24 protein-coding genes are annotated in these 21,605 nt (G+C 46.3%); 16 read left to right on the forward strand and 8 right to left on the reverse strand.

From position 1 onward, the window contains the following. Window positions 1-19: 19 nt before the first annotated feature. From ICN17_RS07460 to ICN17_RS07485, 6 genes are read right to left on the reverse strand one after another with little or no spacing between them, the layout of a single operon-like run. Complete coding sequence (locus ICN17_RS07460; RefSeq protein ID WP_216236889.1) at window positions 20-646, reverse strand: 2-hydroxychromene-2-carboxylate isomerase; 627 nt, start codon at window positions 644-646, stop codon at window positions 20-22. Window positions 647-656: 10 nt separating this feature from the next. Then, complete coding sequence (locus ICN17_RS07465; RefSeq protein WP_216236890.1) at window positions 657-1,970, reverse strand: replication-associated recombination protein A; 1,314 nt, start codon at window positions 1,968-1,970, stop codon at window positions 657-659. A gap of 7 nt (window positions 1,971-1,977) precedes the next feature. Continuing rightward, the gene (locus tag ICN17_RS07470) at window positions 1,978-2,457 is read right to left on the reverse strand and encodes a DUF3429 domain-containing protein (protein WP_370625965.1); all 480 of its coding nucleotides are present in this window, start codon (window positions 2,455-2,457) and stop codon (window positions 1,978-1,980) included. A 37-nt stretch (window positions 2,458-2,494) separates the two neighbouring features. Further along, complete coding sequence (locus ICN17_RS07475; RefSeq protein WP_216236891.1) at window positions 2,495-3,349, reverse strand: 3-hydroxybutyryl-CoA dehydrogenase; 855 nt, start codon at window positions 3,347-3,349, stop codon at window positions 2,495-2,497. A 1-nt stretch (window position 3,350) separates the two neighbouring features. Next, entirely contained in the window at window positions 3,351-4,082 is a 732-nt protein-coding gene (locus ICN17_RS07480; protein ID WP_216236892.1) for a glutathione binding-like protein, read from the reverse strand. An 8-nt stretch (window positions 4,083-4,090) separates the two neighbouring features. Continuing rightward, window positions 4,091-5,290, reverse strand: a complete 1,200-nt coding sequence (locus tag ICN17_RS07485) for a pyridoxal phosphate-dependent aminotransferase (RefSeq protein ID WP_216236893.1) — start codon at window positions 5,288-5,290, stop codon at window positions 4,091-4,093. A 59-nt stretch (window positions 5,291-5,349) separates the two neighbouring features. Here ICN17_RS07485 and yaaA point away from each other — a divergent pair, with 59 nt between their 5' ends. Together yaaA and ICN17_RS07495 are read left to right on the forward strand one after the other, a co-directional pair. Next, a complete protein-coding gene (gene yaaA / locus ICN17_RS07490; protein ID WP_216236894.1) occupies window positions 5,350-6,126 on the forward strand; it encodes a peroxide stress protein YaaA in 777 nt (258 codons plus the stop codon). Next, entirely contained in the window at window positions 6,126-7,337 is a 1,212-nt protein-coding gene (locus tag ICN17_RS07495; RefSeq protein WP_216236895.1) for a DUF2863 family protein, read from the forward strand. The genes yaaA and ICN17_RS07495 overlap by 1 nt, the downstream gene beginning before the upstream one ends. Before the next feature lie 61 nt (window positions 7,338-7,398). Here ICN17_RS07495 and ICN17_RS07500 read toward each other — a convergent pair whose 3' ends face one another. Both ICN17_RS07500 and ICN17_RS07505 read right to left on the reverse strand, forming a co-directional pair. Then, a complete protein-coding gene (locus tag ICN17_RS07500; RefSeq protein WP_216236896.1) occupies window positions 7,399-7,773 on the reverse strand; it encodes a hypothetical protein in 375 nt (124 codons plus the stop codon). Between the two features lie 13 nt (window positions 7,774-7,786). Beyond that, window positions 7,787-8,776 carry a malate dehydrogenase gene (locus ICN17_RS07505; RefSeq protein ID WP_216236897.1) on the reverse strand — a complete coding sequence of 330 codons (990 nt, stop codon included), beginning with the start codon at window positions 8,774-8,776 and terminating at the stop codon, window positions 7,787-7,789. A gap of 149 nt (window positions 8,777-8,925) precedes the next feature. Between ICN17_RS07505 and ICN17_RS07510 the strand changes: the two genes are divergently transcribed. The 14 genes from ICN17_RS07510 (at window position 8,926) to truA (ending at window position 21,599) form a co-directional block, all read left to right on the forward strand. Beyond that, complete coding sequence (locus ICN17_RS07510; RefSeq protein ID WP_216236898.1) at window positions 8,926-9,663, forward strand: GntR family transcriptional regulator; 738 nt, start codon at window positions 8,926-8,928, stop codon at window positions 9,661-9,663. Window positions 9,664-9,795: 132 nt separating this feature from the next. Next, entirely contained in the window at window positions 9,796-10,215 is a 420-nt protein-coding gene (gene sdhC, locus ICN17_RS07515) for a succinate dehydrogenase, cytochrome b556 subunit (RefSeq protein ID WP_216236899.1), read from the forward strand. Between the two features lie 24 nt (window positions 10,216-10,239). Beyond that, window positions 10,240-10,605, forward strand: a complete 366-nt coding sequence (gene sdhD, locus ICN17_RS07520) for a succinate dehydrogenase, hydrophobic membrane anchor protein (protein ID WP_216236900.1) — start codon at window positions 10,240-10,242, stop codon at window positions 10,603-10,605. A 4-nt stretch (window positions 10,606-10,609) separates the two neighbouring features. Continuing rightward, complete coding sequence (gene sdhA, locus ICN17_RS07525; protein WP_216236901.1) at window positions 10,610-12,388, forward strand: succinate dehydrogenase flavoprotein subunit; 1,779 nt, start codon at window positions 10,610-10,612, stop codon at window positions 12,386-12,388. A gap of 16 nt (window positions 12,389-12,404) precedes the next feature. Further along, window positions 12,405-13,109: a succinate dehydrogenase iron-sulfur subunit gene (locus tag ICN17_RS07530; protein WP_087909832.1), complete on the forward strand. Its 705-nt coding sequence runs from the start codon at window positions 12,405-12,407 to the stop codon at window positions 13,107-13,109. Next, a complete protein-coding gene (locus ICN17_RS07535; protein ID WP_216236902.1) occupies window positions 13,106-13,375 on the forward strand; it encodes a succinate dehydrogenase assembly factor 2 in 270 nt (89 codons plus the stop codon). Before ICN17_RS07530 ends, ICN17_RS07535 begins: the two co-directional genes overlap by 4 nt. 82 nt (window positions 13,376-13,457) lie before the next feature. Then, complete coding sequence (gene gltA / locus ICN17_RS07540; protein WP_216236903.1) at window positions 13,458-14,771, forward strand: citrate synthase; 1,314 nt, start codon at window positions 13,458-13,460, stop codon at window positions 14,769-14,771. Between the two features lie 17 nt (window positions 14,772-14,788). Beyond that, window positions 14,789-16,198 (forward strand): 3-isopropylmalate dehydratase large subunit, encoded by a 1,410-nt coding sequence (leuC, locus tag ICN17_RS07545; protein ID WP_216236904.1) that lies wholly within the window; start codon window positions 14,789-14,791, stop codon window positions 16,196-16,198. Between the two features lie 10 nt (window positions 16,199-16,208). Beyond that, entirely contained in the window at window positions 16,209-16,415 is a 207-nt protein-coding gene (locus ICN17_RS07550) for a hypothetical protein (protein WP_216236905.1), read from the forward strand. Between the two features lie 23 nt (window positions 16,416-16,438). Next, window positions 16,439-17,086, forward strand: coding sequence for a 3-isopropylmalate dehydratase small subunit (leuD, locus tag ICN17_RS07555; RefSeq protein WP_216138958.1), 648 nt, complete (start codon window positions 16,439-16,441; stop codon window positions 17,084-17,086). Window positions 17,087-17,107: 21 nt separating this feature from the next. Further along, on the forward strand, window positions 17,108-18,178 hold the full coding sequence (gene leuB / locus ICN17_RS07560) for a 3-isopropylmalate dehydrogenase (RefSeq protein ID WP_216236906.1): 1,071 nt from the start codon (window positions 17,108-17,110) through the stop codon (window positions 18,176-18,178). A gap of 35 nt (window positions 18,179-18,213) precedes the next feature. Continuing rightward, complete coding sequence (asd, locus tag ICN17_RS07565; protein WP_216236907.1) at window positions 18,214-19,371, forward strand: aspartate-semialdehyde dehydrogenase; 1,158 nt, start codon at window positions 18,214-18,216, stop codon at window positions 19,369-19,371. Beyond that, window positions 19,371-20,753 (forward strand): FimV/HubP family polar landmark protein, encoded by a 1,383-nt coding sequence (locus ICN17_RS07570; RefSeq protein ID WP_216236908.1) that lies wholly within the window; start codon window positions 19,371-19,373, stop codon window positions 20,751-20,753. The genes asd and ICN17_RS07570 overlap by 1 nt, the downstream gene beginning before the upstream one ends. A gap of 18 nt (window positions 20,754-20,771) precedes the next feature. After that, a complete protein-coding gene (gene truA / locus ICN17_RS07575; protein WP_216236909.1) occupies window positions 20,772-21,599 on the forward strand; it encodes a tRNA pseudouridine(38-40) synthase TruA in 828 nt (275 codons plus the stop codon). Window positions 21,600-21,605 lie beyond the last annotated feature (6 nt).

Below are 21,605 nucleotides of genomic sequence, written 5' to 3' on the forward strand. Positions count from 1 at the left end.
ATTGTATTGTGCAACTGGATTAGGTGAGCCCATTGGGAACATTGCCAGCATAGGAATAGGACGCTTCCTCAAACATGCCGGGACGAGCAAGGTAATCTAGTGCCCAATCGATGGTATCGACACCCCAAAAGCAATGTTGATTGAATATCAGGGCAGGTACACCAAAGGCACCATCTGCTTTGGCTTGATGAGTATTGGCAATAAGCTCTGCTTTTACCTCAGGACTTTCTGGTTTTACAGTCTCCGCTGGCAGCCCTAAATGAGTACAAAACTCCGACCAAGAAAGATTGGGATCTTTACCTTCTACCCACACATAATCAAAGGCGCGCTCAACCATTGTCCAATTGGCTTTTTCTTGAACAAGCAGACGTTGGGCTGCAACAGTCATAAAAGGGTGATGCTCAGGAAACCGAAATGGAATACCTAATTTTTCTGCTTGCCATACACAGAACTGATAAGTATGAGGACGCTTTGCAGCAATTTCACCAGGACCTTTATTGTCTGTAGCTCGAAAGAGTCCGCCTAAAAGGATGGGCACTGGTGTAATGTTGAGCTTATGCTCTAAGCGCTGTCTTTGCTTGATATACAGATAGGCAAAAGGCGAAATGATGTCGTAGTAGAGGGTGGCGGGAGTTTTCTTGCTCATTGACTCATTCCTATTTCTGCTTGTGCTCTGCATCGAGTTTGCGTAAGAAAGCCATCTTCTCTTTAATTTGTGTCTCCAGACCGCGCTCAACTGGGTCGTACCAGTGGGGCTCTGGCATTCCTTCGGGTAAATAGGATTCACCGGCAGCGTAGCCATGTGGCTCATCATGTGCGTAGCGATATTCCTTGCCGTGACCAAGTTCTTTCATGAGCTTAGTTGGAGCATTGCGAAGATGATTCGGTACGGGCTTAGACTGATCTTGTGCAACATAGGCACGCGCAGCATTAAATGCGTTGTAACTGGCATTACTTTTTGAGGCTACCGCTAGATACACTACCGCTTGACCCAAAGCGAGTTCACCTTCAGGCGAGCCTAACCGCTCAAAGGTTTGGGCGGCATCGTTTGCTAATTGCATTGCCCGAGGATCGGCTAAGCCAATATCTTCCCAGGCCATGCGGATGATGCGGCGTGCTAAGTAACGTGGGTCCACTCCACCATCGAGCATGCGGCAGAACCAGTAGAGGGCTGCATCGGGATTGGACCCACGCACGGATTTATGCAATGCAGAAATTTGGTCATAAAACTGATCGCCGCCTTTGTCAAAGCGGCGCGCCTGCACGGTAAGCGCATCTTCAATAAAGGCTTGGTCAACGACAGCAATGTGTGAGCCGGGCGTTAACACTGCATTGCGAACTTGCTCTACAAGATTTAACAATCTACGTGCGTCACCATCAGCATTCGAGATCAGGGTATCAATTGCGCTATCGTCAAATTTGATATCTGGCATAGCATGCTGATGTGCCCGAATAAATAGCTGCTTGAGCTCATCAGCATTTAAGGACTTGAGTACATAGACTTGCGCTCGAGACAACAGTGCTGAGTTCACCTCAAAAGAGGGATTCTCTGTAGTCGCACCAATAAAGGTAAATAGGCCAGACTCTACGTGAGGTAGGAGGGCATCTTGCTGGCTCTTATTGAAACGATGAATCTCATCGACAAACAAAATTGTCTGTTTGCCATATTGCGCCATGTTTTGTTGAGCTTGCTCAATCGCTTCGCGGATCTCTTTGACCCCAGCCAATACTGCAGAGATGGCAATGAATTCACGATCAAAAGCTTTTGCAGAAAGGCGTGCTAAGGTCGTTTTACCAACACCCGGAGGGCCCCACAAAATCATGGAGTGCGGCTTGCCTGAGGCAAAAGCAAGATTGAGTGGCTTACCTGCTGCTAATAAATGGGTTTGTCCAATCACTTCTTCAATGGTTTTCGGGCGCAAGGCTTCCGCTAATGGTGGCGGGGGAGTGCTATCGAAAAGACTGCTCATTGAATCGTTAGGCCTGGATAAATAGAATGACGATTGCTGCCCAAGTTAAGCAAGCAGCAGCAATATAAGTCAAACGATTGCGGATCACCATAAAGGCATTTCGTGCCGCTTCATCCGAAAAATAGTATTGGTATGTATTCTGATCAATATTGCGCTGAATGATTAAAGTTGATGCCAGAATCAATAAGCCAACCGGAATATAAATATGCAGTGCTAACCACGCAACTAATGCCGGTATAACACCCCAGATCCAAGTATTGCGATCAATCCAACGATCACCACTAGGCGCTTTACCCAAGGTATGTAAGTTGGCACCCCAATGTAAAGCTCCCATGAACGAGGTAATGACTGCCCCATAGCCTGCCAGAGATTCTGCGCTTAAATAATTGAGGGGTGTTGGCGCTAGCTGCACCATTAAAGCGAGCCCTACGAATGGAATGAGGCCGGCATACGACAGCTTGGTTACTAGAGGTGGAATAGGATTCACGAGTACTTAATGTTTGGTTGAGATGAATGGGTAAAAATTATTTATCGTAGGTATAGACACCGCGACCTGTTTTGCGACCGAGATAACCCGCCGCAACCATTTCACGAAGCAGTGGGCAAGGACGGTATTTGGAATCGCTGAAGTTTTCAAAATAGACTTCCATGACTGCCAAGCAAGTATCTAAACCAATGAGGTCTGCTAAAGCTAAAGGGCCAATTGGCTGATTGCAGCCTAACTTCATGCCCGCATCAATATCCTCAGGACTTGCAAGACCTTCGGACAGGACAAAGAATGCTTCGTTAATCATTGGTAGCAAAATGCGATTCACAACAAAGCCTGGTGAATTCTTAACAGTAATGGGTTCTTTGCCAACACGTTTAGCCATTTCAATAATGGCTGCATGCGTTGCATCACTGGTCTGTAAGCCGCGAATCACCTCTACCAAAGCCATGAGCGGTGGTGGGTTGAAGAAGTGCATACCAATAAAGCGCGCTGGGTTTGAATCAAGGGCGGCTAACTTGGTAATCGATAGAGAAGAGGTGTTGGTAGCAATGATGGTGTCTTTACTCACGATCTCATCGACTTGCTTGAGAATCTTTTCTTTAATTGCCTGGTTCTCAGTAGCAGCTTCAATGACTAAACCTAAGCCCTTCAAATCAGCGTAAGAGGTGCTCCCTTTAATGCGCTTGAGTGCTGCAGCTTTCTCATCAGTGGTGAGCGTCTCTTTCTTCACGAGGCGATCTAAGCTTTTGCTGATTTGATCTAAGCCGCGCTGTACAGCGGCATCATTAATATCAACCATGACGACATCAATCCCGGCAACCGCGCAAACCTGCGCAATACCATTACCCATTGTGCCCGCACCGATCACACCGACTGATTGAATCTTCATTTCATTTCCTCTTTTGATACTGGGTTGAACCAAATAACTGCTCTCTAGCCTTGTTGTCAGTCAAAGGCTTGCGCAATGCTGTTAATACTTCGCAGCCACGCTTTACTGCGGGACGCTCACCAATTATTTCAAACCAACGCTTGAAGTGAGGAAAGTCATTTATCTCCATGCCTTGGTTTTTCCAATTGCGTGTCCAAGGATAAATCGCTATATCGGCTATGGAGTAGCTTTTGCCTGCAATATAGGGATTATCTTTCAGCTGCTGATCGAGAACACCATATAAACGCTTTGCTTCATTGGTATAGCGATTGATAGCATAGTCAATTTTCTCAGGGGCATAGAGTCGAAAGTGGTGGTTTTGTCCAAGCATAGGGCCTAGACCACCCATTTGGAACATGAGCCATTGCAACACCTCATACTTACCGCGAGTGGTTTTGGGTAAAAACTTGCCAGTCTTGCTGGCTAGATAGAGCAGGATCGCTCCAGATTCAAAAACGCTGATCGGCTTCCCATCTGGACCATGAGGATCCACTAATGCAGGAATCTTATTGTTTGGGCTAATCTTTAAAAAGCTCTTGGCAAACTGATCACCAGCACCGATATCGATGGGATGAGCGATCCAATCGCGACCCAAGCGATAGCCGCACTCCTCAAGCATGATGTGCACTTTATGACCATTGGGTGTAGGCCAGCTATAAACATCGATTACATTTTTTGATTTTTTGGCTGTCATAGGACTCTCTAAAGGGATTGCAGACGTTGTAGGGCGGTGGCTAAGGTTTGCTCTTGCTTGGCAAAGCAAAAGCGGATCACGCCAGATTCGGTAGGTTGATCATAAAAAGCAGAAACGGGAATAGCGGCTACACCCACTTTAGTAGTGAGCCATTTACAAAAATCAGCTTCGTTTAATTTAGCCTCTGGAATGTTGAGCGCAGAGTAATCAGCGCACTGAAAGTAGGTTCCGGGAGTTGGCAGTAACTTAAATCGAGTCTTCGCTAAACCTGCTCCAAAAAAATCACGCTTTGCTTGATAGAAGGCAGGTAGATTTAAGTAGTGCGCTGCATCTACTAAGTAAGATGCAAGCCCATATTGCATTGGCGTATTTACAGTGAAGACATTAAATTGGTGAACCTTGCGGAATTCTTTTGACAGTGCAGAAGGAGCTGCTACATACCCTACCTTCCAGCCAGTAACGTGATAGGTCTTACCAAAACTGGAAATCAGAAAGCTTCTAGCGGCCAACTCGGGATGGGAGGCCACGCTGTAATGGACGGCGCCGTCATAGACCATATGCTCATACACCTCATCACTCAAAATCAGTGTGGAAGTATTTTTCACCAATTGCGCTAAGCGATCTAAATCGGTTTTTTGCCACACCATGCCAGTAGGATTGTGCGGAGAGTTGATGATGAGTAGTCGTGTCTTAGGGTTGATCGCTTTTGCAAGAGCATCCCAGGGAATTTCGTAAGAGGCTACTTGACCATTCGCATCACGCGTGACTTGAAGTGATACGGCGATTGTTTTGCCACCCGCTAATTCAATTGCAGGTCGATAGCAATCGAAAGCAGGTTCGATGATGACCACTTCATCACCGGGACTAACGCAAGCCAGAATCGTTGTCAGAACTCCTTGAGTGCCACCGCCAGTAATCGTAATTTCTGAATCCGGATCGTAGTGGTGGCCATACAGGTTTTGAATCTTCTGGCAAATACCATTTCGGAGTTCAGCAACTCCAATCATGGGGGGATATTGGTTGTGATCAGCAAGCATCGCTTCATTCACGCTAGCGATTAATTGGCGATCACATGGAAAGTCTGGAAAGCCTTGCCCTAAGTTAATAGCCTCATGTTCAGCTGCAAGCGCAGACATCACGGTAAAGACGGTCGTTCCCACATTGGGTAGCCGACTCGGAAATGAGGGGGTAGGGGCTGACGCAGTCATTTAGGGCAGAGAAATCTAGTAGTCGCTAGAATGGTAAAAATACATAAACAAATTGTGCCATGCTGATCGTACTTTCTCCCGCTAAATCCTTGGATTACAAGACTCCAGTGAAGGTCAAGGCGCCCACCTTGCCTGAATTTGCTTCAGAATCCGCTAAATTGATTGCCGATCTGAAAAAGCTTTCCCCACAGGATGTATCGAAGTTAATGGGCTTGTCTGACCAATTGGCCGCCTTAAATGTAGGGCGCTATCGCGATTGGTCCAAGAAATTCACAGAAGAAAACAGCAAGCCAGCAATCTACGCTTTTGATGGTGACGTCTATGATTGCTTTGATGTGAAGACCCTTAATGCCAAAGCAGTTGATTTTGCGCAAGACCATGTCCGAATTCTGTCTGGTCTTTACGGTGCATTGAGGCCCTTAGATTTGATGCAGGCTTACCGCCTAGAAATGGGCACGACCTTTAAAAATGCCAGAGGTAAAGATCTCTACGCTTTTTGGGGTAGTCGGGTGACAGATGCACTCAAGAAGATATTAGAAAAGCAAAAGAAGCCTGTACTGCTCAACTTAGCTTCAGAAGAGTATTTCAAGGTCTTGCAACCTAAAGAATTAGATTGTCCGATTATTTCACCGGTATTTCAGGATGCTAAGGACGGTAAGTACAAAATTATCTCGTTTTATGCGAAGCGGGCACGGGGTTTAATGGCTCGCTATGTTGTTGAGAACCGTATTACGGATCCGGCAGATTTAAAAGGCTTTAATTTGGATGGTTATCGGTATTTTGCTGCGGAATCTAAGCCGGACAAGCCAGTATTTAGAAGGGCGGAGAAAAAATAATGGCCGTACATCGCACTAAGTCTTCGCAACGCAGTTCACCCGAAGTGGAAAAGCTGGTTTCTGATGCAATCTCCTTGGCTGCCTCTGGCAGTCAAATAGAAGATCGCTTCTGGGAGGAGCGTCTCAATGTGCGCTTGATGCGTTTGCTCAAAAGTCAAAATCAAAATGTCATTGATGCGGCTCTAGATCAAACCTTTCGTATCAATACCGTGGCATTTGAAGTGCTTGCAGATTCAGCTGAAACTCTAGCGGAGTCGCTGAAGATGGAGCATGAAGGGCAGGAGTGGGATGTCCTCTTGCTGGCAATGCCGATCGTTGCACACACACGTTATCAAATTCCTTCAGGACCATTACAGGCCAGCATGGTCGAGGCGACTGCTCAAGCCCTGCATTCTGCAATTGCAGCACCTGATACGCGCCTTGCGATTGTTCCCTGGCTCTATAGCATTGATCAAATGCCACATTCTCATTGCCAAACCCGCATATTGACGGAGGCTCTAGCAAATGCGGCAATCTGCAATAAAGACGTGAAATTAGAGTTGCGGGATATGTCTGAGACGATAGCTGTCTTAGCGGATCCGCGCTTTATCATTGCCGCACTGAGCGCGCCGAGTGGAACCCCCATCTTCCGTTGGCAGGCCGAGCCTCCAGCGCGTCAAGAGCGTGGCGTGAGTTTGATCGGTTGGCAAAACGCCATGCAAGAACCGATTGCTGCTTTACTGCCTGGCTGCGAGTTCGAGCTTTTATTGCCGGAGTCTTATTTTACGAACTGTCGTTTAGCGGATAAACATGTTCGGCCTCTCAGCATTCGCGCAGCAGTCAATTATTTGGAGAGTGGCTTAGGCATTCTTCCTGCTGGCTTGTCGTGCGTCGTGGGCGCATTTGGTGAAGAGCAGGCTGATGAATACCGCATCTCCTTTAGCGCAAAAGGTTCTTCGGAAGTCATGTACGGCGTGATCTGGCCTTTGTATGACCGCGAGAGCGTGGCAAGTGATGCCTTAAATGATTTGTCAGATGATGAAAGCCCAATTAAAAAAATCTGCGACGCATTGCATGATGCTGGCGTAGAAGATGTGTTCCGTCATGCAATGCTCTTTGATCCAGAGTTATGCGATGACTGTGGTGCGCCATTATTCCCCGACAGATCAGGGGAAGCGGTGCATGCAGAGATGCCAGAAGATTCGCCAACCCAACAACCTTTATTTCACTAAGAATATAAACAATAAAAAAGCCGAGTAGTTCTCGGCTTTTTATCACTGCGTTGATGAAGAATTAGTTCTGGACAAAGGGCTCCGCACCGGCAAATAAATGTGGCAACTTACCAGTTCTCATGTCTGCGGTTTGGCAGAAGTCAGCTAGTCTGACGCCTGCTTTGATGTTAAACAACATCGCCTTATTGCCCAACACAACCAGGTCGTGACCACTGTTGGTGTTTTTGTAACGCAGGCTACCCGGCAATGAAGTTTGACGTTCTAAGTCAAAGGTTTTTGATTCCCAAGTTAAGCGAACTTTCTCGGTAGTTCCAGTGGTTTTGAACTGTTTACTTTCACTGCATGTCCACGTGAACACCTCCTCACTAGCGCTGACATGCGCAGCTGCAAAGAGGCTGACTAATACAACGCTAATCGTGAGAAGGTTTTTCTTCATCTATGTATGCTCCTTAAGCGAGTAAGTGCTTAACGCCAGCTTGCTCTTCAAGTAATTCGTTGAGGGTATGAGTCATGCGCTCGCGGGAGAATTCATCAATCTCTAAACCTTCGATCATTTTGTATTCACCGTTTTCACACACTACTGGGAAGCCATAAATCACTTCTGCTGGAATACCGTATTCGCCTTTAGAAGGGATGCCCATGGTGACCCATTTACCATTGGTACCAAGCACCCAATCATGAACGTGATCAATTGCTGCATTCGCTGCAGAGGCTGCAGAAGAGAGGCCACGAGCCTCAATAATGGCAGCACCACGCTTACCAACTGTTGGGATGTGCACATCTTTATTCCAAGCGGCATCGTTAATCGTATCTTTGACCGACTTGCCGCCAATGGTGGCAAAACGATAGTCTGGGTACATTGTTGGGCTGTGGTTACCCCACACAACAAATTTTTCAATGTCTGCAACAGGCTTGTTTAACTTAGCTGCCAATTGTGAAAGTGCGCGATTGTGATCCAGGCGCAACATCGCTGTGAAGTTCTTCGCAGGAATATCTGGAGCAGATTTCATCGCGATGTAAGCATTCGTGTTTGCTGGGTTACCAACAACCAATACCTTGACGGTCTTCTTCGCAACAGCGTTCAATGCTTTACCTTGCGCTGTGAAAATTTGCGCATTGGCGGAGAGTAAATCTTTGCGCTCCATGCCAGGGCCGCGTGGACGTGCGCCAACCAAAAGGGCTACATCGATATCTTTAAATGCAGTCATTGGGTCAGAGTGGGCTGTCATGCCTGCCAATAGCGGGAATGCACAGTCTTCTAGTTCCATCATCACGCCAGCGAGGGCTTTTTGAGCTTTTTCGTCTGGAATTTCGAGCAATTGAAGAATAACGGGCTGATCTTTACCCAGCATATCGCCATTGGCGATGCGGAATAGAAGGGAATATCCGATTTGACCGGCTGCACCGGTTACAGCGACACGCATTGGGGCTTTTGCCATTACTAATAACTCCAGGGGAAGGTTAATTAATCAAAACTTTTCTATTATCCATTCAAGTGTATGGACTTTAGCTTTACACTGTCAATGACGTCTTATATAAGACTAGAATTACCCTGAATTTTATCTAATTGATATCGACTGGAGTTAATTTGTCAGAATTAAATGTGCCTGTAGCCTCATTTAGCCCTCTGTACGAGCAAATTAAGGCGATGATTTTAGCCAGCCTGCAAGCCTCTGAATGGCTGCCTGGGGCTGCTATTCCCAGCGAAATGGAGCTGGCTGCACGCTATGCAGTCAGTCAGGGAACGGTTCGCAAGGCCATCGATGAATTAGCAGCTCAGAACCTATTGGTCAGACGTCAAGGGAAGGGTACTTTTGTGGCCACCCACCAAGAGGATGACTGGCAATACCGTTTCTTACGCTTAGCCCCGGATTCTGGGGAGAAGTTTCACCTGACCAACCAGTTCTTGGTTTGTGCCAATACCAAAGCGAGCCCATATATCGCCAATTTGCTTAAATTAAAGGCAGGTGATGCGGTCATTCATATTGATCGGGTTCAGAGCTTTGCAGGCAAACCCATTGTTTTTGAAGAGATTTGGCTCCCCGGAGCTCGTTTTAAGGGTCTTGATTTAGAGGCGCTCAATGTTTGGCATGGTCCCGTATACGCTTTCTACGAGAGTCAGTTCGCCACGCATATGGTCAGAGCAGAGGAAAAAATTAAGGCAGTAGCTGCTGATGAAGTCTTGGCAGGACACCTTCACTTGCCAGTGGGCGCGCCGCTCCTATCAGTTGAGCGTGTGGCCTTTACCTACGGGAATAAACCAGTAGAAATTCGGCACGCAAGGTACGACACTTCTGAGCAGCATTACGAAAATAAATTGAACTGAAAATATCCGTTAAAACCCTCATTTCACGCATTTAAACACTAAAAAATCCACACCACCCCTAAGGTTTCCAATAGAATATGTTGCGACACAACAAAATTACATTAAACCTACACACAAACATAGAGATTGCAAATGGTTGATACACAGCAAAATGTAAAGAAAGATAGACCGGTTTACCGAAATATTGGTCTAGCCCAGCTGGTTAAATATCGCCTTCCTTGGGCCGGCAAAGTTTCCATTCTTCATCGCATCAGCGGTGCCGCATTATTCCTTTTGTTGCCATTTATCCTCTATATTTTTGATCAGAGTCTTGCCTCTGAGTTGAGTTATCAAAAGTTCCAGGCTTTCACTAGCAACATCCTGGTAAAAATTATTTGCCTTGGTTTGATTTGGTCATTCTTGCACCACTTCTGTGCTGGTATTCGCTACCTCTTGCTAGATTTAGAAATCGGAGTGGAAAAGTCTGAGGCGAATCGTTCTGCCATCGTTGTTCTATTCCTCGGCCTAGCTTTGACTGCAGTAGTTGGTTTCAAATTATTTGGCTTGTACTAAGCGCACATTATTTAAGGAAATTTCATGCCTATTTATCAAATTGGACCAAAGCGCTTAGTTGTAGGTGCGCATTACGGCCTTAAAGAATGGATCATCCAGCGCGTCACAGCGATTGTGATGGTGGTATTTACGATTGTTTTGCTCGTTGACTATTGCATTACTGGTGGCGCAACTTACGAAGGCTGGTCAGGCTTGTTTGCCAACCAGTTCATGAAGTTATTGACGCTCTTGGCGTTCATCAGTTTGTTTTATCACGCTTGGATTGGTATCCGTGACATCTGGATGGATTACATCAAGCCTGTCAGTATTCGTTTAACACTCCAAGTGTTGACCGTTCTCTATCTCGTAGCCTGTGCGGCCTATGCCGTCCAAATTTTGTGGAAAGTGTAATTCGATGACTGGGATTCAAAAATCATTACCACGCCGCCGTTTTGATGCGGTAATTGTTGGTGCGGGTGGTTCAGGTATGCGTGCTTCATTGCAGTTAGCCGAAGCTGGCTTGAACGTTGCTGTATTAACCAAGGTATTCCCAACACGCTCACACACTGTTGCTGCACAAGGCGGTATTGGTGCTTCATTAGGCAATATGAGTGAAGACAATTGGCACTATCACTTTTATGACACCATCAAAGGATCTGACTGGTTAGGTGATCAGGATGTCATCGAGTTCATGTGTCGTGAAGCTCCAAAAGTGGTTTACGAGTTAGAGCATTTTGGTATGCCTTTTGACCGCAACCCAGATGGCACGATTTACCAGCGTCCATTCGGTGGCCACACTGCAAACTATGGTGAGAAGCCAGTGCAGCGCGCTTGTGCTGCTGCTGACCGTACAGGTCACGCCATGTTACATACCTTGTACCAACGTAATGTTCGCGCTAAAACCAATTTCTTTGTTGAGTGGTTGGCGCTTGATTTAATTCGTGATGACGAAGGCGATGTTGTTGGTGTTACTGCTCTCGAAATGGAAACAGGTCAGGTCTACATCCTAGAAGCCAAAGTTGTCATGATGGCAACCGGCGGTGCAGGTCGTATTTGGGATGCATCGACTAACGCATTTATTAATACCGGCGACGGTATGGGTCTTGCAGCTCGCGCAGGTATTCCATTGGAAGATATGGAGTTCTGGCAATTCCACCCAACTGGCGTAGCTGGTGCGGGTGTATTGTTGACTGAAGGTTGCCGTGGTGAAGGTGGAATCTTGCGCAATAAAGATGGTGAGCGTTTCATGGAACGTTATGCGCCAACCTTGAAAGATTTAGCGCCACGCGATTTTGTATCACGCTCAATGGACCAAGAAATTAAAGAAGGGCGCGGTTGCGGCCCGAATGGTGACTATGTTGTACTCGATTTAACGCACATCGGTGCAGATACCATCATGAAGCGTCTGCCATCTGTATATGAAATCGGTATTAACTTTGCGAACGTTGACGTGACCAAAGAGCCAATTCCGGTTGTGCCAACCATTCACTATCAGATGGGCGGTATTCCGACGAACATCAATGGTCAAGTGGTTGTGCCAGGCAACGGCAAGCACAATGAAATCGTTAATGGCTTGTACGCTATTGGTGAGTGTTCATGTGTTTCAGTTCACGGTGCTAATCGTTTGGGTACGAACTCATTACTCGACCTCTTGGTATTTGGTCGTGCAGCAGGTAACCACATCGTTGGCTTGAATCTCAAGAATCGTGAGTTCAAGAAGTTACCTGCAAATGCTGGTCAACAGACTTTGGAGCGTATTGCGAATTTAGATAACTCCACTTCTGGTGAATACGCACAAGACGTTGCCAATGACATTCGTAAAACCATGCAGAAATACGCTGGTGTATTCCGCAACCAAGAGTTGATGGACGAAGGTGTTCGTCAAATGGCGAAGTTGACTGAGCGTGCGAAAAATCTGTGGGTTAAAGACAAGTCTGATATTTTCAATACCGCACGCATTGAGGCTTTGGAAGTGGCTAACTTAGTTGAGACTGCAAATGCAACGATGATTTCTGCAGCAGCTCGTAAAGAAAGTCGTGGCGCTCATTCGCATGATGATCACCCGCATCGTGATGATGATAACTGGATGAAGCACACTCTTTGGTATAGCGAAGGTAATCGCTTGGACTACAAGCCAGTCCAGCTCAAGCCATTGACTGTTGATTCAGTTCCTCCTAAAGAACGTACTTTCTAATTAAGAGAGATAGAGAATGAGTGATATCCGTATATTTGAAATTTACCGCTACGATCCAGATGTCGATGCAGCTCCGCGCATGGAGCGCTACGAGTTAGAACTCACTGGCGAGCGTATGTTGTTGGATGCTTTGATTTCTTTGAAGAAGCAAGACGAAACAATCTCTTATCGTCGTTCATGCCGTGAGGGTGTATGCGGTTCAGATGCAATGAACATTAACGGTAAAAATGGTTTGGCTTGTTTGACCAATATGTTGACTTTGCCTAAGGTCATCACATTGCGCCCATTGCCTGGCTTGCCAGTTGTGCGCGATTTGATCGTTGATATGACTTTGTTCTTCAAACAGTACTTGTCTATCAAGCCTTACTTAGTTAACGACAATCCACCTCCAGAAAAAGAGCGCCTCCAGAGTCCTGAAGAGCGTGAAGAGTTGAATGGCTTATATGAGTGCATCTTGTGCGCATCCTGCTCAACTTCATGCCCATCTTTCTGGTGGAATCCTGATAAGTTCGTAGGCCCAGCTGGTCTATTGCAGGCCTATCGCTTTATTGCTGATAGCCGCGATGAAGAAACATCCCAGCGTTTGGATAATTTGGAAGATCCGTATCGTTTGTTCCGTTGCCATACCATCATGAATTGCGTGGATGTATGTCCTAAGCACTTGAACCCAACCAAGGCAATTGGCAAAATCAAGGAGTTGATGGTTCGCAGGGCGGTATGACCCTCGGTAACGCAGATTTATATCGTTTAAAGAGTGATGCTCGCAGGGGCTTGCTAGAGAATGATTTAATTCTGCAACGTTTCTTTGAGCGTTACGGCGCACAATTAAGCGTGGAAGAGGGAAGAGTATTAAGCCAGTTATTGGCCTTGGATGACAATGACCTAATGGATTTGCTGATTGGTCGTAAAGATTCGGTGGCTGGGCTGGAAGAGGAAATGCAGTCGGACTCCTTTAAAACAGTATTGCAAAAGCTGAAAGAGAAGTAATTCAGCTTTTTGGTGCAGTAGCGGTGAAAGCATGTAAACGAACAATGTATTAATCATAATTTTGAATGACTAAGGATTAGAAATGATTGAATCGGACATCAAGGCAAAACTCTCGTTTTCGGATGGCACACCAGATATTGATCTGCCAATTTACAAAGGAACTGTTGGTCCTGATGTAATCGACATTCGTAAGCTTTATGGTCAGACGGGTAAGTTCACTTACGACTCGGGCTTTCTTTCTACAGCGTCATGCAATAGCAAAATTACCTATATCGACGGCGATAAGGGTGAGTTGCTCTACCGCGGCTACCCAATTGAAGATTTGGCCCACAATTGCGACTTCTTGGAAACTTGCTTTCTCTTAATTAATGGTGAGTTGCCAAACGCTACTCAGAAAAAAGATTTCGAAGATATGGTCATGCACCACACCATGGTTCATGAGCAAATGCAATTCTTCTTGCGCGGTTTCCGTCGCGATGCACATCCAATGTCTGTTTTGACAGGCTTAGTTGGTGCAATGGCTGCGTTCTATCATGATGAAATTGACTATACCGATTCGCATGCGCGCGAGGTTGCGCAGATTCGCTTGATCGCGAAAATGCCTACTCTGGTGGCGATGTCCTATAAATATTCAGTTGGACAGCCATTTATCTATCCAGATAACTCTTTGTCATACACCGCTAACTTTATGCGCATGATGTTTGCAACCCCATGCGAACAGTACAAAGTGAATCCAGTATTGGTTCGTGCATTGGACCGCATTTTTATCTTGCACGCAGACCATGAGCAAAATGCTTCGACGTCAACTGTACGTTTGTGCGGTTCCTCAGGTACAAACCCATTTGCGGCGATCTCTGCTGGTATTGCTTGTCTCTGGGGCCCAGCCCATGGCGGTGCAAACGAAGCTTGCTTGCAGATGCTCAATGAGATTCAGGCTCAAGGTGGTGTGGATAAGATTCATGAATTCATTGCTCAAGTTAAGGATAAGAACTCTAGCGTTCGCTTAATGGGCTTTGGTCACCGCGTCTATAAGAACTTTGATCCACGTGCAAAATTGATGCGTGAAACTTGCCATGAAGTATTGGCTGAACTTGGTCTGCAAGATGATCCATTGTTCAAGTTGGCAATGACACTTGAGAAAATTGCATTAGAAGATGAGTACTTCGTGAGCCGCAAGCTTTATCCAAACGTAGACTTCTACTCTGGCATCGTTCAGCGCGCACTTGGCATCCCAACAGAAATGTTTACCTGTATCTTTGCTTTGGCAAGAACCGTCGGTTGGATTGCTCAGTGGGAAGAAATGATTACTGATCCAGAGTACAAGATCGGACGTCCACGACAGTTATATGTTGGTGAAACTTCACGCAAGGTTCCTAACATCTCGGTTCGCAAATAAAGGTTTTAAGGGCACTCATGTCTCGTACGCTTTATGACAAATTGTGGGATGACCACGTTGTTTACTCTGAAGAGGATGGCACGGCGACGATCTATATTGATCGCCAGCTGTTGCACGAGGTAACCAGTCCTCAAGCGTTTGAGGGCTTGAATTTGGCGGGTCGCCCAGTGTGGCGTATTTCTGCCAATTTGGCAGTGTCGGATCACAACGTTCCAACGACAGATCGCTCAGAAGGTATTACAGATCCGATATCTAAATTGCAAGTAGATACTTTGGATCAAAACTGTGATGCCTTTGGTATTACCCAGTACAAGATGAATGATGCCCGTCAAGGGATTGTTCATGTCATTGGGCCAGAGCAGGGGGCAACTTTGCCAGGCATGACTGTAGTGTGTGGCGATTCTCATACCAGCACACACGGTGCATTTGGTGCTCTCGCATTTGGTATTGGCACCTCTGAAGTGGAGCATGTGTTAGCAACACAAACTTTGCTCATGAAAAAGAGCAAGAACATGCTCGTCAAAGTTGATGGTCGCTTGCAACCAGGCTCTACCGCGAAGGATATCGTTCTTGCTGTGATTGGCAAGATCGGCACTGCAGGTGGCACTGGTTACACCATTGAGTTTGCTGGTGAAGCGATACGTAATTTGTCGATGGAAGGTCGTATGACCCTTTGCAATATGGCGATTGAAGCTGGCGCTCGAGCTGGCTTGGTTGCCGTCGATGAAACTACTATTGAATACATTCAAGGTCGTCCATATGTGCCGAAGGGTCCGGTACTACTGCAGGCCTTGCAATATTGGAGAACTTTGCATTCCGATGCGGATGCCAAGTTTGATGCCGTAGTTGAATTGCGCGCAGAAGAAATTGCACCTCAAGTCACTTGGGGCACTTCACCAGAGATGGTGCTTGCTATAAGTGAGCGTGTGCCTGATCCAGAAAAAGAGCGAGACCCAAACAAGCGTTCCGCCATGGAGCGTGCATTAGAGTACATGAATCTCATTCCCAATACGCCGCTGAGCAGTATTTCTGTTGATAAGGTATTCATTGGTTCTTGCACGAATAGCCGCATCGAAGATATGAGAGCTGCTGCTAAGGTGGTTGATCGCCTGGGTAAAAAAGTGGCAGCTAATGTGAAGTTGGCATTGGTTGTGCCTGGTTCTGGTTTGGTAAAAGCCCAAGCAGAGCGCGAGGGTTTAGACCGCATCTTTAAGGCTGCTGGCTTTGAGTGGCGTGAGCCTGGTTGTTCTATGTGTTTAGCCATGAATGCTGATCGTTTAGAACCTGGCGAGCGCTGCGCCTCCACCTCTAATCGTAATTTTGAAGGTCGCCAAGGCAATGGCGGTAGAACCCATTTGGTAAGTCCTGCAATGGCAGCTGCTGCTGCAATTGAAGGTCATTTTGTTGACGTACGTAAGATTTCATAAGGGTATAGACATGAAATTTTCTTCAGTATCTTTAATTACTCGATTGGCCGTAGCTGCTATCTTTGGTCTCTTTATCTCTGCCTGCGCCAATACTATGGAAGGGGTGGGTAAGGATTTGCAGACGATGGGAAGTTCAATGGGTGGATCGAGCTCTACACAGCAAAACAATCAATCACAAACCAAGGGTAAGGACGTTATTGTTACCCCTGTGAAGTAAGCATTAAGGGTTAAGTCAGAATCATGGATAAATTTACGGTATACAAAGGTTTGGTTGCTCCGCTTAATCGCGAGAACGTTGATACCGACGCCATCATTCCCAAACAGTTTCTGAAATCCATCAAGAAGACTGGCTTTGGTCAGAACTTATTTGATGAGTGGCGCTATCTGGATCATGGTGAGCCAGGGCAGGATTGCAGTACGCGTCCCGTTAACCCAGACTTTGTCCTGAATCAGGCCCGCTATCAGGGCGCGGGCATTTTGTTGGCCCGTAAAAACTTTGGTTGCGGTAGCTCCCGCGAACATGCCCCTTGGGCGCTTGATCAATTTGGCTTCAGGGCAGTGATTGCCCCTAGTTTTGCTGATATTTTTTACAATAATTGCTTCAAAAATGGTCTTTTACCAATCGTTTTGACAGAAATCCAGGTTGACCACTTGTTCAATGAAACCCTTGCGTTTAGTGGTTATCAGTTGACCATTGACCTAGAGGCTCAGCAGGTGATTACGCCCGATGGCACAGCCTACAGCTTTGATGTGGCCCCATTTAGAAAGTATTGCCTTCTCAACGGTTTGGACGATATTGGCTTAACTCTGCGCCATGCAGATAAAATCAAGGCTTACGAAGCTGAGCGCATTCTGAAAATGCCTTGGCTTGCAACCCAATTGCCATAATTTTAGATTTAAAGGCCTTTCATGAAAATTGCAGTTCTACCGGGCGATGGTATCGGCCCGGAAATCGTCGCTCAAGCTGTTCGAGTATTAAATGCGCTCGGCCAAAAGTTTGATCTAGAGGAAGCTCCTGTTGGTGGAGCTGCTTATGATGTGGCCGGCCATCCATTGCCGCCAGCAACTTTAGAGTTGGCTAAAAAAGCTGATGCGATTTTGTTTGGTGCAGTAGGCGATTGGAAATATGATGCACTTGTACGCGAACTGCGTCCAGAGCAAGCCATTTTAGGATTACGCAAACACTTAGAGTTATTTGCGAACTTTAGACCAGCAATTTGCTATCCAGAGCTGACTGCTGCATCCAGTTTGAAACCAGAAATTATTGGTGGTTTAGATATTTTGATCGTACGTGAATTGAACGGCGATATCTATTTTGGCCAACCACGCGGTATTCGCACTTCTGAGTTGCCATTATTTAAAGGTGCGCGCGAAGGTTTTGACACCATGCATTACAGTGAGCCTGAAGTAGAGCGCATTGGTCGCGTTGCTTTTGAGGCGGCACGTAAACGTGGCAAAAAGGTCTGTAGCGTTGATAAGGCTAACGTTTTAGAAACGTCACAACTCTGGCGTGAAGTCATGATTCGGATTTCTAAAGATTACCCAGATGTTGAGTTGTCACATATGTACGTAGATAACGCTGCGATGCAGTTGGTTAAAGCGCCTAAAGCCTTTGATGTAGTGGTCACTGGCAATCTCTTTGGCGATATTTTGTCAGATGAGGCCGCAATGTTGACTGGCTCTATTGGCATGTTGCCTTCTGCCTCTCTTGATAAGAATAACAAGGGTCTGTACGAGCCAAGCCATGGTTCCGCACCCGATATTGCTGGAAAGGGTGTTGCTAATCCTTTAGCAACCATTCTTTCGGCTGCAATGATGTTGCGTTATTCCTTAGGAATGCCTGCAGAAGCAGATCGAATTGAGAAAGCAGTACAAAAAGTCTTAGCACAAGGCTTACGAACTGCTGATATTTATACCGAAGGTACTCAAAAAGTATCTACAGTACAAATGGGTGATGCAGTGGTTGCAGCGCTTTCATAAATCGAAATTAATCATTTATTAGATAGTTAATCATCATGGCAAATACAAATACACCATTGGTAGGTTTAGTTGGCTGGCGTGGCATGGTCGGTAGTGTTCTCATGGATAGAATGTTGGCCGAAAAAGATTTTGATTTAATCGAGCCAGTATTTTTTAGTACCAGTCAGGCAGGTGGCGAGGTTCCACTGATCAATGGCAAAAAAGTGAGTAAGAGCGAAACCGCTCTGAAAGATGCCAATGACATTCAGGCATTGTCACGCTGCGACATCATTTTGACTTGCCAAGGTGGCGACTACACCAACGATATCTTCCCTAAGCTGCGTGCTGCAGGCTGGAATGGTCATTGGATTGATGCTGCTAGTGCCTTGCGTATGAAAGATGACGCAGTATTAGTTTTAGATCCTGTGAATCGCCCAGTGATTGATAAGGCTTTGGCAGCTGGGGGCAAGAATTGGATTGGCGCTAACTGCACCGTCAGCTTAATGATGATGGCGATGGGTGGTTTGGTGAAGGCTGATATGGTGGAGTGGATTAGCGCCATGACTTACCAAGCGGCATCTGGTGCTGGCGCACAGAATATGCGCGAGTTGCTTTTGCAAATGGGCGCTTTGCGTGACAGCGTTGCTACTGAATTGGCCGATCCTTCATCCTGGATTTTGGATATTGATCGCAAGGTTACTGAAACATTGCGTTCCCCAGATTTTCCGAAGAAAAATTTTCGTAACACTGCATTGGCTGGCAGCTTAATTCCATGGATTGATGTGCCGGTTGAGAATGGTCAAACTAAAGAAGAGTGGAAGGGTGGCTCTGAGTTCAATAAGATTCTAGGTCGTCCGGCTTTCCGCACGCCAGGCAGTATTCCGATTGATGGATTGTGTGTTCGTGTTGGTGCGATGCGTTGTCACTCACAAGGTCTTACTGTCAAGTTGAAGAAAGACATTCCGCTGAAAGAAATTGAAACTATTTTGGCTAACGATAACCAGTGGGTTAAAGTAGTTCCAAATGATCGTGAGACTACTGAGCGAGATTTATCCCCAGCAGCAGTCAGTGGTACTTTGACTGTTCCAATTGGTCGTTTGCATAAAATGGCGATGGGACCGGAGTATTTGGCTGCCTTTACTGTGGGCGATCAGCTCTTGTGGGGTGCTGCAGAGCCATTACGCCGTATGCTCAGAATCTTGCTCGAAAAATAATGTTTAGAAATTACCAGCGCAGCTTGGTAAAAGCACTTTGCTTTGTTTGGCTGAGCTGGTCTTGCGCAGCCTGGGCAATCACTTTAGGTTCGCCTCAGTTGCAGTCCAAATCTGGGGAGCCTCTCCGGGTTGAGATTCCGATTAGGACTAGTGCAGATGAGCAGAGCGCCTTATCAAGTCTCAAGGCAAGCACTTTGCCCAAGACTTCGTATGAGCGCCTTGGAATCTCTCCCAAGGTTTTAGATCTCAATACACAGATTTCGGTTTACCGTAATCGTCAAGAGCAACTGATGGTTTTGGTAGAGACAGTAAATGCTGTGCCAGTATCAGACGATCCATTTGTAGATGTGTTAGTAAATCTCAATTGGTCTAGCGGTAGTATCACTAAAACATTCACACTACTCTTAGGCGATGTTCAAAAGGTTCTTGTAAAGCCTGGCCAAACTCTCTCAGAGATAGCGGCGATGATGGCGCCTCAGTTAGATGGCGCTACTCTAGATCAAACTATGCTGGCTTTATATAGGGCTAACCCAGATGCTTTTGCAAGCGGCAGCATTAACCGTTTAGCAGCTGGTGCCGAGTTAAACAAGCCAAGCCAAGCTCTACTACGCTCAATCAGTCCAGCAGAAGCCAATCAATTTGTAGCTGAGGCCAATGCCGATTGGCAGGCGAGTCAGAGCGCTGGTGGATCGCAAGATCAATCTAAGTCTAGCAATGCTAAGACTGCAGAAGCCTCCCCTAAAGACCGTCTAAAAATTGGTTCTAGTGCTGATGGCAATGATCAAGAGCGCCGCTATACAGAAGAGCTAGTTGCTCAAGAGAAGCAATTGGAACAAGCTAAGGCTCGCGTAGCAGAGTTAGAAAAGAATGTTGCGGATCTGCAGCGACTCCTAGAGAAGTCAAAAGAGAAAAAATCAGTTGAGGATAATTTTGGCTTGGGCGGATTTGCGCCGGCTATTGTGGCGCTGACTTTAATTGCATTAACCGGGTTATTGCTATGGGGCTTCGCTCGTAATGCTCGCCGTTCTGAACTCACCAGTTTTCAGGACCCAGAATCTTCAACTGGTCACGCACCTCAAAAACCAAGTCCAGGCAATTTCGAAATGCCTGAGCGTGCCAAAGCGCTATTTACTGGTATTGATTTAGATCTTTCTAAGCCGCCAGCAGACGTAGCCAAAGTGTCGCCTGCGCCAATTCCGAATCCTTTGGCGGATACGCTGCGTGTCAAATTAAATTTGGCTCGCGCTTACATCACCATCGAAGATTTTGCTTCTGCGAAGAAGTCTTTGGAAGAAGTATTACGAGTGAGTAATTCAGTAGACCCGACCATTACGATCGAGGCTCAGGGTTTATTGGCTGAGATCTTGCATCGCAATGCCTAGGGCGATGAGGATCTCGTAATGCGTATAGCCCTTGGCTTGCAATATGATGGCAGCCCATACTCTGGTTGGCAAACACAAGTAAATCAACATTCGGTGCAAGATGAGCTCGAGAGTGCAATTTCAGCCTTTGTTGGCGATGCCTGCAAAGATTTTCCAATTAAAACGATTACTGCTGGTAGAACCGATGCTGGTGTTCATGCCTTAGGGCAGGTTATTCATTTTGATACCCATGTTGAGCGAGAAGATTTCTCATGGGTGAGGGGTGTGAATTCTTTTTTACCGTCCTCGATTGTCGTGAATTGGGCTAAACAAGTTCCAGAAGAATTTAGTGCGCGTTTCTCCGCATTTGAACGTACTTATATTTATGCGCTTCATGCAGGGCCTTGTCGATCACCGATGGTCCATAGCCGCGCGGGTTATCTCTTGCTGCCACCAAATAAGCGCTTAGACATTGAGGGTATGAAAAAATCAGCCCTGTGTTTGATCGGTGAACATGACTTTAGCTCGTTTAGATCATCTGAATGTCAGAGTAAGACACCGGTAAAGACTATGTACTCAATTGAAATTATTTCCCAAGAGCCATGGGTGTATTTCAAAATTCGCGGCAATGCTTTCTTGCACCATATGGTGCGTAATTTAGTGGGATGTTTTCTACAAATCGGGCAGGGTAGACAAAAACCAGAATGGATGGCGGAAGTTTTGGCGGCTAAAGATCGCAAAGTTGCGGCGCCTACATTCATGCCTGATGGTCTGTATTTGGCCAAAATTGCTTACCCAGAAGAATTTGGTATTCCAGCCCCTTGGCTAGAAAACTCCTGGTTGCCCTCTCAAATCACAAAGCCCTAAGGCCTT

It is taken from the genome of Polynucleobacter sp. 73C-SIWE (assembly GCF_018882465.1).
Taxonomy (GTDB): domain Bacteria; phylum Pseudomonadota; class Gammaproteobacteria; order Burkholderiales; family Burkholderiaceae; genus Polynucleobacter.

What these genes read in the sequence shown, in the direction of transcription:
- sdhC (WP_216236899.1), top strand. Translation starts at nt 9,796, where the DNA reads ATGGTTGATACACAGCAAAATGTAAAGAAAGATAGACCGGTTTACCGA.
- ICN17_RS07495 (WP_216236895.1), top strand. Translation starts at nt 6,126, where the DNA reads ATGGCCGTACATCGCACTAAGTCTTCGCAACGCAGTTCACCCGAAGTG.
- ICN17_RS07535 (WP_216236902.1), top strand. Translation starts at nt 13,106, where the DNA reads ATGACCCTCGGTAACGCAGATTTATATCGTTTAAAGAGTGATGCTCGC.
- ICN17_RS07465 (WP_216236890.1), bottom strand. Translation starts at nt 1,970, where the DNA reads ATGAGCAGTCTTTTCGATAGCACTCCCCCGCCACCATTAGCGGAAGCC.
- leuD (WP_216138958.1), top strand. Translation starts at nt 16,439, where the DNA reads ATGGATAAATTTACGGTATACAAAGGTTTGGTTGCTCCGCTTAATCGC.
- ICN17_RS07475 (WP_216236891.1), bottom strand. Translation starts at nt 3,349, where the DNA reads ATGAAGATTCAATCAGTCGGTGTGATCGGTGCGGGCACAATGGGTAAT.
- ICN17_RS07505 (WP_216236897.1), bottom strand. Translation starts at nt 8,776, where the DNA reads ATGGCAAAAGCCCCAATGCGTGTCGCTGTAACCGGTGCAGCCGGTCAA.
- ICN17_RS07480 (WP_216236892.1), bottom strand. Translation starts at nt 4,082, where the DNA reads ATGACAGCCAAAAAATCAAAAAATGTAATCGATGTTTATAGCTGGCCT.
- leuB (WP_216236906.1), top strand. Translation starts at nt 17,108, where the DNA reads ATGAAAATTGCAGTTCTACCGGGCGATGGTATCGGCCCGGAAATCGTC.
- leuC (WP_216236904.1), top strand. Translation starts at nt 14,789, where the DNA reads ATGTCTCGTACGCTTTATGACAAATTGTGGGATGACCACGTTGTTTAC.
- sdhA (WP_216236901.1), top strand. Translation starts at nt 10,610, where the DNA reads ATGACTGGGATTCAAAAATCATTACCACGCCGCCGTTTTGATGCGGTA.
- yaaA (WP_216236894.1), top strand. Translation starts at nt 5,350, where the DNA reads ATGCTGATCGTACTTTCTCCCGCTAAATCCTTGGATTACAAGACTCCA.
- ICN17_RS07530 (WP_087909832.1), top strand. Translation starts at nt 12,405, where the DNA reads ATGAGTGATATCCGTATATTTGAAATTTACCGCTACGATCCAGATGTC.
- ICN17_RS07500 (WP_216236896.1), bottom strand. Translation starts at nt 7,773, where the DNA reads ATGAAGAAAAACCTTCTCACGATTAGCGTTGTATTAGTCAGCCTCTTT.
- ICN17_RS07485 (WP_216236893.1), bottom strand. Translation starts at nt 5,290, where the DNA reads ATGACTGCGTCAGCCCCTACCCCCTCATTTCCGAGTCGGCTACCCAAT.
- ICN17_RS07550 (WP_216236905.1), top strand. Translation starts at nt 16,209, where the DNA reads ATGAAATTTTCTTCAGTATCTTTAATTACTCGATTGGCCGTAGCTGCT.
- ICN17_RS07570 (WP_216236908.1), top strand. Translation starts at nt 19,371, where the DNA reads ATGTTTAGAAATTACCAGCGCAGCTTGGTAAAAGCACTTTGCTTTGTT.
- truA (WP_216236909.1), top strand. Translation starts at nt 20,772, where the DNA reads ATGCGTATAGCCCTTGGCTTGCAATATGATGGCAGCCCATACTCTGGT.
- sdhD (WP_216236900.1), top strand. Translation starts at nt 10,240, where the DNA reads ATGCCTATTTATCAAATTGGACCAAAGCGCTTAGTTGTAGGTGCGCAT.
- gltA (WP_216236903.1), top strand. Translation starts at nt 13,458, where the DNA reads ATGATTGAATCGGACATCAAGGCAAAACTCTCGTTTTCGGATGGCACA.
- ICN17_RS07460 (WP_216236889.1), bottom strand. Translation starts at nt 646, where the DNA reads ATGAGCAAGAAAACTCCCGCCACCCTCTACTACGACATCATTTCGCCT.
- asd (WP_216236907.1), top strand. Translation starts at nt 18,214, where the DNA reads ATGGCAAATACAAATACACCATTGGTAGGTTTAGTTGGCTGGCGTGGC.